Source organism: Mycobacterium sp. (assembly GCF_049802695.1).
In the GTDB taxonomy this organism is placed as follows: domain Bacteria; phylum Actinomycetota; class Actinomycetes; order Mycobacteriales; family Mycobacteriaceae; genus Mycobacterium.
On sequence record NZ_JBARMY010000406.1, the window covers coordinates 1 to 8,842 of the forward strand.

An 8,842-nucleotide genomic window follows, 5' to 3' on the forward strand; every position below is an offset into this window, starting at 1 on the left:
TCGCATCGCTTCACGCCGGGTGAGCAGACCGTCGACGTGATCGGCTGCGATCTCCTCAGCGATATAGCGCTGCAGCGACGTCATCTTCGCGAGTATGCGCGCGGTGGTTGTGCCGTCGGGGACAAACCATCCGTTGGTGTGGTGTCAGTTCACCACTGTCGCGGCGGGTAACCGCCGGGGCCCTGCTGGCCATATTGGCCAGGTTGCGGTTGGCCGTATGGGGGCTGGGCGCCGCCACCGTACTGACCGCCGCCACCGTACTGGCCGCCACCGTACTGACCGCCACCGCCGTACTGGCCAGGCCGGGCGCCGGTGGACAGCGGCGGAAAGCCCAGAAACTGACGGACTTGGGGCACCAGCAGCAGACCGCCGGCGATGGCGATGAAGAGACCGGCGATCAAGTCGTAGGTAACCCGGCCGGTAGCTCCGTACTGAGCCTCCGTGACGATCGCGAACAACAGCAGTACGACGCCGCCGCCGAGAACCAGGAACTGGCCGACGTACTTCCGGAAGAAGAGCAGGACCGCACCGGCAACCGCCGTCACACTGCCGATGATCAGCAGGATGAGGTAGACGATCACAGCCGCCGGGACGTGCGGCGCGTTGTTTCTCAGCGACTGCCGGCAGATGTCGGAGACTTCGCCGCCGAACTGCCCACAGACGTCGGAGGCCCGGCTGACGGCTGTGCCCAGGTCGATCGCGAGCACCACAGTGAGGATGGCGGCGAGCCCTCCGAGCAGCGCGACAGCTCCCAAAACGGCCCTCGTCGCGATTTGCTGGGTGCCCGCGCCGCTGCCCGGCTGGTGGTAGTAGCCGGCCTGGCCGTAGCCGGGATGCCCGGGCCCGGATTGCTGACCGTAGCCGGCCTGCTGGCGGTAGCTCGGCTGCTGCCCATAGCCGGGTTGCTGGCCGTAACCGAGCTGGTCGCCGTAGCCCTGCTGGCCATAACCGGCAGAGCCATAACCAGGCTGACGACCGTGGTCCTGCTGGCTCGGCGGACTGTTCGGCCCAGCTGCGGCGCCGTAACCGGATTCCGGTGGTCGCTGGCCGTACCCGTGCCCGCCCTGCTGCCAAGGGTCGTGTGACGATGGGCCGGACGGAGGTAAGGAGCCTGGTGGAGGTTGCACCCCGACAGCATACTGGCCGTCTTCGAGATTTTGCTGGCGCGGCGGCAGGTTAGTGCGCGGACTCGGTCAGCGCCTTGAGCCGTTTGAGGGTCTCGGACAATGTCCGCCCTACCTGACCTACCGCGATCCGGTCGGCGAGGTAACCCAGCAGTCCGCCGGGGGCCTGGTAGGACAGCCGGAACGTCACCTTCGTTTGGCCGTCCCGCTCGTCGCGCAGCCGGATCCGGCCACGCATGCTGATACCGGTGATACCCACCCAGGCCAGATCGCGGGCCTCGTCGAACTCGACCACTTCGATCAGGCCACCGACGGGCACCGAGCCGATCTTCCAGTGCACCATGTAGCGGGCCCCTACGCCCGGCGGCCGCTCGTTGGCGGATTCCCACCGCTCAAGTCTGGACATGAACGACGGGTAGCGGTCCGGGTCGCTGACGACCTTCCAGACGGCGTCGCGGTCAGCGTCGATCACGCACTGGCGTTCGACGCGCATCAGCCGATCACCGGAAATCGACGCTCGGCGGCGAGGCGGTCCACGCCGGCCTGCAGGCTGGCCAGCACCTTGTCATTCACTGCCTCGTCATCGCCGTCGACTTCGATCGGCTCCTGCACCTCGATCGTGATCTTGGCCGGTAACGGAAGGTGCCCGGCGAAGTCGCTGATATTGATGCCCCAGGGCAGCGATATGGATATCGGAATGCCTTTCACGCGCAGCAGTTTGTCGGTCATGAGCAACTTGGCCAGCCACTGCCCGCGAGTGAGGAACAACGCGGTCTCCTGGCCGCCGACGCTGGCAACGGGGACGATCGGCACACCGGCATCGCGGGCCAGCCGCACGTACCCCATCCGGCCGTCGAAGTCGACCTTGTGCCGCTCCCACGACGGTCGGGCGACTTCGTAATCACCGCCGGGGTAAACCAGCAGCGCTCCACCCGATTTAAGCGCGAGCTCGGCGTTTTCATGATTGGCGGCGACGGTGCCGAACTTCCGCAACCAGCCCAACGGAGGCGCTGAGACGACAAGGTTGTGCGCCAGTTGGTAAAAGGGCCGTTCGACCCCGAAGTACGAGCAGAAGGCGAGGGTGAACACGAAGGTGTCCGGCGGCACGTTGCCGCCGCTGTGATTGCCGACCAGCAACACCGGCCCTTCGGCGGGAATCCGGTCCAAGCCTCGAACGTCTGCCCGGAAGTACAGCGAGGCCAACAGCCACGTGCCGGGCAGTTGGTCGCGGATGTAGTCAGGGTCACGTTGGTCGAGGTCGGCTTTCGGGACCCGCGACGCGACCTGTTTGGTAACCCACCCCTTGAGATCGCCCAAGCTCGCCATTTCCGCATTGTGGCATACGAAGAGAAATCGGTACGCGGTGTTGCGAAGGTCACCGGCTGTCGAGTCGGTAGATGCGGGCCGCGTTGTCGTGGGCGATCAGATCGACCACCCGGATGGCGTCAGCCTCACTCCAGTCCCCGGCGTCGACGAAGCCGGCTAACGTGCGGTGAACCCCGTTGCGCCACAGCTTGGCGCCGAGGAAGTGCAGCTCTGCCGGACCGAATCCGTCCGAGGAGTAGACGATCTTCCGGAAAGGCGCCATCTCCAGAAGCCGCGCAACGAACGCCGGGCCCCGTGCACCCAGATAGTTGATGCTCAACCCGCCGTCGAGGTAGACGTTGTTGAAAGCCTGCGCCAGGTAGCCCGCTTCGCGCTCGTAGGGATAGCAGTGCAGCAGCATGATCGGGGTGTTGCCGGACTGGCGGAGGAAGTCGAGCAGATACAGCGGATTGGCTTTGTGCAGATCGCAGTCGCGGTCCCCGAAGCCGACGTGGAATTGCAGCGGCTTACCCAGCCGCAAGGCCTGATGCAATCCGAAGCGCAGCAGCACCCGATCGGTCAAGCGGGTTCCGCCGCTGTCGCGCCACCGGCGGGCGGCCTCGGCGACCTGCGCCGCCGGCGGCTCGCTCAAGTCACCGTCGAATCCGCCGCGGTAGGCCAAAACGGATTTGGTGCCGACGGCGCCGGCAGCGCGTTGTCGCAGGATGTTCCCGAATGCGCCGGCGTAGTCGCCCGCGGCGTGTGCGGCCTGCTCCGCTACCTGTTCGAGGCGGACCACCTCGTGTGCGCGGCCGCCGGACAGCTCGGCGAGGGTGGTGGGGTCGGTCACCCCTTCGGCGAAGCCGGTATCCACCAGCCAGTCGGTAACCGCGGCGCCGCGCAGGAAAAGCCGCGCCAGCTCTGCCTCGCCGAATTCGCTACGTCGTTCCCAATAATGTTGCGGAGCAACGTGACGCGGCAGCCCTAGCAGCGGCGCGCAGTGCGCACGCACCGCGAAGCCGAGTTGCGAGTCGAGTCCCCCGTCCGCCACCGGTTCGATGTTGGCTTCGTTGAGCGCATTCTCGAACCGCGGTCGGTCACCCGCCGTCAACCAGCACCCATGAACGTGTTGATCAACCAGCGGCACTTCGGCGATGTGGTGGGCCAGAGCCGAGTCGCCGGCCCCGGAGCGTGCTGACGCCACGGTCACACGCTCCACGCCATGCGGAACTTGTCCGCCAATTGTTCTGGACGCAACTTGCCGTAGCGCTCACTTTCCAGGCGGCGCACGGCGACGGTGGCGTCGACGGCCGGCGCGCCGAGGATCGCTCGCATCCGCTCCGAATCCTGCAGGGCCGAGACGGCTTCGGCTTGGACATCGGTAAAACGGACGATGCCCGCCTGCTCGCGCTCGGCATCGGACAGGGTCGCGGGATCCACCGTCGTCTCCGGTGGCAGCGTCACCTCGTGTTCGATTCCGTCCAGCGCCAGCCCGAGTATCGCCGCGGAGGCGAAATACGGGTTAGCGGAGGGATCGACAATCTTCACCTCGACGTGCCCCCCGTAGGGGTTCGCCGCCCGTGCATCGATGAAACGCACTGCGGCTTCTCGGTTTTCGGTGCCCCAGCATAGGTAGGCGCCGGCCCAATTCCCGGGCTGCAAACGCAGACCGGACACGATCGACCCGCACAGAATGCCTTGCGCGTCCCGCAGCCCGCGCAGCAGTCCGCCCAAGGCGTGCTCGCCCGCGGCGGTCATCCCACTTGGGCCGGTCCCGCCGGCGAACAGCAGTCCGTCCGATGCTGTGAGCGAGAAGTGTTGATGAGCACCGGAGCCAACGCCGTCAGCGAACGGCGCGGGCGACAGACTGACGCGCAGTCCGTAGCGGCGGGCGACGCGGCCGACGATCAGCCGGGTCAGCACAAGTTGATCGGCCGCGGCGACCGGCGACAATGGCGTCAACGCCATCTCGAACTGGTTGGCGCCGGACTCGGGATGGAACTGCTCGATGCCGACACCGGAGGCGGTGGCGGTGGCAATGACGTCGCGAACGAACGCCTCGTGTTCCAGTACGCCGGCCAGGCCATACGGCGACCAGAGTGTCGAGGGCAGCTTGCTGCCGTCTGGATTGACCAGCAGGAACTCCAACTCGTGACCGACGACCGCGCTGAGGCCGGCTTCGGCGAGCACGGCTTCCATCCGGCCGAGGGTTCCGCGAGCGCAGGCAGGCACGGGGATACCGTCCTGGTCATAGAATGCTGCTGGCGCCCAAGCCAATCCGTCGCCGATGATCCGCAGCGCGGAAGGGTCGATGCGGATCCGCTGATCACCGACGACGCCGATCTGGTCGGTGAACGCGATGCCGGTCTGGTCGATGGCGAAGGTGTGAAAGACCGGGCTCGCTCCCATGCCGGGGTCGGCGAAAGTGTTGGTGCGATGTATCGGCACAGCCTTGGCCTGGGTGAGCCCGGCCGGGTTGACGACGGTGCCGATGACGACGTCGACCCCTTCAGCTTCCAGCTGGGCAATCGCCGCGGCGGCAAGCGGTGTGGCGGTCATGGCGGTGATTGTGCTTGCGGGGCGCGCTGCATCGCCGGGGCGATGCTCAGCGGCACATGCGGCGGTCAGACCCGACTGGGCAAGGTCAGCTTGCAGGACTGGCCGAGATCCAAGGTGCGCAGCACCCGTCCCATGCCCAACCACATGGCGCACGACAGTGCGAGGTCGGCGAGCAACTCGTCGGAGAAGTGCTCGCGACAGCGGGCCCAGAACTCTTCGTCGTCACGTAGCACCGTGTGCTCGGTGGCGAAGCGATGCGCGAACTCAGCGGCGAGCCGTTCCTGTTCGCTGTAGCCCGGCCAGGTGCGCCACTGCAGCGCATGGTCATAGAGGTCTTCGTCGACCCCGGCGGCGGGCCCGTCGCCGTCGCGGGTGTTGACGCAGACCGCGCATTCGTTGTCGTGAGCGATAACGATTCGCGCGATTTCACGCGTGCGCATCGGCAACCGGTTGCGGTTGTACACCGCGTCGCTGAACGCGGCGATCGCGCCGCCGAGCTCGGGAGACGTCAGGATCCAGCCGGCCAGGTCGTCGTCAGCGAATGTTCCGATTCGGCTCATGGGCAGATGGTACGCCGCGCGTCGGAGCCGGGATCGGAATTCTCTGCGTGACGACGGTGGCGAGCTGCGGTCGATCTTCGTACCAATCACGTTGCATGACAGCCCGGTCGGCGATGCGTTGCACGGCGGCTTCCACCTCTCGGCGATCGGGGCGGCCTTCGAAACCTGGTGACCGCGCGAGCTTGTCGACGATCCAGCCAAGAAGCAGCGACGACACGAAAGCGACCTGCCGCGCACCGATCGCAGTGAGCCTTAATCCATCGCCGTCGCGCATGATGAAGCCTGTGCGCATCAGCCGGTCGAAGGTGGGCTCGAGCACCTCGAACGGCACCCCCAGGTCGTCGCCGATATCGCTGAGCCGCGCTGTCCCGAGCAACCTGCTGTAGCGGTGCACCCGCAGGACGGCCCACAGGCCGGCGACGTCGAGTCGGCAGTCGGGCCGCAGGGCGATGCTGCGCAACCGCATGCCCGGTGCGCCCTGACTGAGCAGGCGCCCGACCGTGGTTTCCAACAGTTTTTCGGATGTCTGCGTGGTGGGCATGCCGAACCCCTCACCGAGATCGGCGGCGCTGTTGCCGAGGTCTCTCAGCGGGACCTCCCGCAGGAACAGCGCCACCACGAATCCCACGACCGCCACCGGGGCCGCGCACGCGAACACCAGATCAAGTGAATCGGCGTAGGCGTGCACGATGGGGGCGGCCGCGCTCTGCGGCAGGCGATGCAAAGCCTCCGGCGAACTGGCCGCCTGAGCCGGTATGTGGCCCGCGATGAGGGCCGAGCGCAGCGGCCCGGTGAGGAAGTTGTCGAACAGCGATCCGAATATCGCAGCGCCGAATGAACTGCCGATGGTGCGGAAGAACGTCACTCCTGAGGTGGCGACGCCCAAGTCTTCGAAACTCGACGTGTTCTGCACGATGAGCACCAGCACCTGCATGCACAGGCCGATGCCGAATCCCAGAATGAACAGGTACAGCGATTGCAGCAGCGCCGACGTCGACGGGCTCATTCGCGACAGCAGCAGGAAACCGGTGGCCATCACCGCGGTTCCGGCGATCGGGAAGATCTTGTAGCGCCCGGTGCGCCCGACCAGGATGCCGCTTCCCATCGATGTGGTCAGCAGCCCGGCCACCATCGGCAGCGTGCGCAGCCCCGAGGCGGTGGCCGAGACACCGTCGACGTACTGCATATAAGTAGGCAGGAAGGTCAGTGCGCCCAACATCGCGAACCCGACGACGAAACTGAGCACGCAGCAGACGGTGAATACCGGACTGCTGAACAACCGCGGCGGCAGAATCGGCGCCGCAGCACGGCTCTCTACCCAGACGAATCCGCCTAACGCGGCCGCTGAGCCGACGAACAGTCCGATGATCGTCGTTGACGTCCACGGGTAGGTGGTGCCGCCCCAACTGGTGGCCAACGTCAGGCCGGCGGCACCAAGGCCGACTAACACGATGCCGGTGTAGTCGATGACCTGTTTGACCCGGTCACCCAATGCCGGTATGGCCGCGGCCACCACGACGAACACCGCCGCCGAGACGGGCACGTTGATCCAGAACGCCCACCGCCAGCTCAGGTGATCGGTGAAGTAGCCGCCCAGCAACGGGCCCACAACCGTCGTGACACCGAACACTGCACCAAGCGCGCCCTGATAGCGGCCCCGGTCGCGCAGCGGTATCACTTCACCGATGAGGGCTGTTGCGGTGACCGTGATGCCACCGCCGCCGATGCCCTGCAGTGCCCGGGCCAGCACCAACATCACCATCGACTGCGACAGGCCGCACAGCACCGAGCCGGCGAAGAACGACACGATCGCGGCCTGGAACACCCGCTTGCGGCCGAACAGGTCGCCGAGCTTACCGACGAGAGCGGTGACGATTGTGGAGGCCAACAGGTAGCTGGTGACCACCCATGATTGATGGCCCGCACCGCCCAGGTCGGCGACGATCGTGGGCAGCGCGGTCGCGACGATCGTCTGGTCCAGCGCCGCGAGCAGCATGCCCAGCACGATCGCCAGAAAGATCAGATTGCGGCGCTGCGGCGTGATCCGGGTGCCGCGGAGTTCGGTCTCCGCGGCCGTCGCGGTTGCGCCTGTCATGACATGCCCCTCCCGTCAGCCTCCGATGCTAGGCGCGTCAGCGACGCGCGCCGTGCAGCGGCGCGAAGGAGGCGGGCAATCAGCCGGCCGTGCTCGTCGACCCCGGCGGCCGGGAAACGCATTGCGCGGCGTAGAGCGCTTCACCCAGTTTGTCCATCAGTTCCAGCTGCGTCTGCAGGTAATCGACGTGGTTTTCCTCGTCGGCCACGATTTTCTCGAACAGGTTGGCGGTCGTAGTGTCTTGCCGCTCCCGGCACAGGACGATCCCCGGTTTCAGCCGGTCCAACACCTCGTTCTCGATGGCCAGATCCGCTTCGAACTGTTCCCGCAACGTTTGGCCGATACGCAGCGAGAACAGGCGCTGATAATTCGGTAATCCGTCGAGCAACAAGATACGGTCGGTAATTGCTTCGGCGTGCCGCATTTCATCAAAAGATTCTGCGCGGGTATAAGTCGCGAGCTCGGTGAAACCCCAGCTTTCTTGCATTTTAGAATGCAGAAAGTATTGGTTGATCGCAGTGAGCTCACTGGTTAATTGCTCGTTGAGCAGGCGCAGGACGTCAGGATCACCTTGCATGATCACTCCTTTGAAGCTGTCGCATGTCAAACCGGGTCGGCCGACTCTGATGGGCCTGGCTGGAGCACCCACCGTGCCGCGCAGATCAATCTAATGCAGGGCGGTGACAGTCGGCGGGATGTTTGAGGCACCCGTGCGCGTCGGGGTGCTGCCAGGGTCCTGCGTGGGCGGTACACAGCATAATCCCTGTTCAACGGCCAGTCGGGTTAGGTTAGACCCGGCTAACAAAGTTAGGTTAGACTTCACTAACACAGGGACGGTTTGCGGCGTCGTGCCTGTCGGCTCGCCACCGGCGGCGGACACGTTGGGCGGTCGCCGTTCGCCGATACGGGATGGTCGGGAGGGTTTCGCGCAGATGCAGTCGTTACGTGCAGGATTGCGAAAAGCGACCGATGTCAGGCCGCTTCGTGAGCGACTTCATTTGCTATTCCACGCGCCACGGCGGCTGTTGTCGACGCTCGATATGAATGCCCACCGATTCGAATTTTCGTTACGCCTGCCTGCCATCAGTGCATTTACGCACGCTGCCGGGACGGTGGGCTGATGTACGTGTGTCTTTGTGTCGGGGCGACCAGTCAAACTGTGTCCGACGCCGTCGCGCGCGGCGCGTCGACATCGAAGG

8 protein-coding genes and 1 pseudogene are annotated in these 8,842 nt (G+C 65.7%); 1 reads left to right on the forward strand and 8 read right to left on the reverse strand.

The annotated features are described in order from the left end of the window. Positions 1-149: 149 nt before the first annotated feature. The 8 genes from WA317_RS16525 to bfr all read right to left on the reverse strand — a co-directional run bounded on the left by WA317_RS16525 (position 150) and on the right by bfr (position 8,220). A complete protein-coding gene (locus WA317_RS16525; protein WP_425174056.1) occupies positions 150-1,127 on the reverse strand; it encodes a hypothetical protein in 978 nt (325 codons plus the stop codon). 49 nt (positions 1,128-1,176) lie between these two features. Next, positions 1,177-1,617, reverse strand: a complete 441-nt coding sequence (locus WA317_RS16530) for an SRPBCC family protein (RefSeq protein WP_425174057.1) — start codon at positions 1,615-1,617, stop codon at positions 1,177-1,179. Continuing rightward, positions 1,617-2,450 carry a lysophospholipid acyltransferase family protein gene (locus tag WA317_RS16535; protein ID WP_425174058.1) on the reverse strand — a complete coding sequence of 278 codons (834 nt, stop codon included), beginning with the start codon at positions 2,448-2,450 and terminating at the stop codon, positions 1,617-1,619. Before WA317_RS16535 ends, WA317_RS16530 begins: the two co-directional genes overlap by 1 nt. A 49-nt stretch (positions 2,451-2,499) precedes the next feature. Further along, positions 2,500-3,597, reverse strand: coding sequence for an amidohydrolase family protein (locus WA317_RS16540; RefSeq protein WP_425174063.1), 1,098 nt, complete (start codon positions 3,595-3,597; stop codon positions 2,500-2,502). Positions 3,598-3,635: 38 nt separating this feature from the next. Further along, positions 3,636-4,988 carry a glutamine synthetase family protein gene (locus WA317_RS16545; protein ID WP_425174059.1) on the reverse strand — a complete coding sequence of 451 codons (1,353 nt, stop codon included), beginning with the start codon at positions 4,986-4,988 and terminating at the stop codon, positions 3,636-3,638. Between the two features lie 65 nt (positions 4,989-5,053). Then, the gene (locus WA317_RS16550; RefSeq protein ID WP_425174060.1) at positions 5,054-5,548 is read right to left on the reverse strand and encodes a carboxymuconolactone decarboxylase family protein; all 495 of its coding nucleotides are present in this window, start codon (positions 5,546-5,548) and stop codon (positions 5,054-5,056) included. Beyond that, entirely contained in the window at positions 5,523-7,643 is a 2,121-nt protein-coding gene (locus tag WA317_RS16555) for an MDR family MFS transporter (protein ID WP_425174061.1), read from the reverse strand. Before WA317_RS16555 ends, WA317_RS16550 begins: the two co-directional genes overlap by 26 nt. Before the next feature lie 79 nt (positions 7,644-7,722). Next, positions 7,723-8,220 (reverse strand): bacterioferritin, encoded by a 498-nt coding sequence (bfr, locus tag WA317_RS16560; protein WP_425174062.1) that lies wholly within the window; start codon positions 8,218-8,220, stop codon positions 7,723-7,725. 543 nt (positions 8,221-8,763) lie between these two features. Between bfr and WA317_RS16565 the strand changes: the two are divergent. After that, positions 8,764-8,842, forward strand: a pseudogene (locus WA317_RS16565) ((2Fe-2S)-binding protein); the annotation flags it as partial.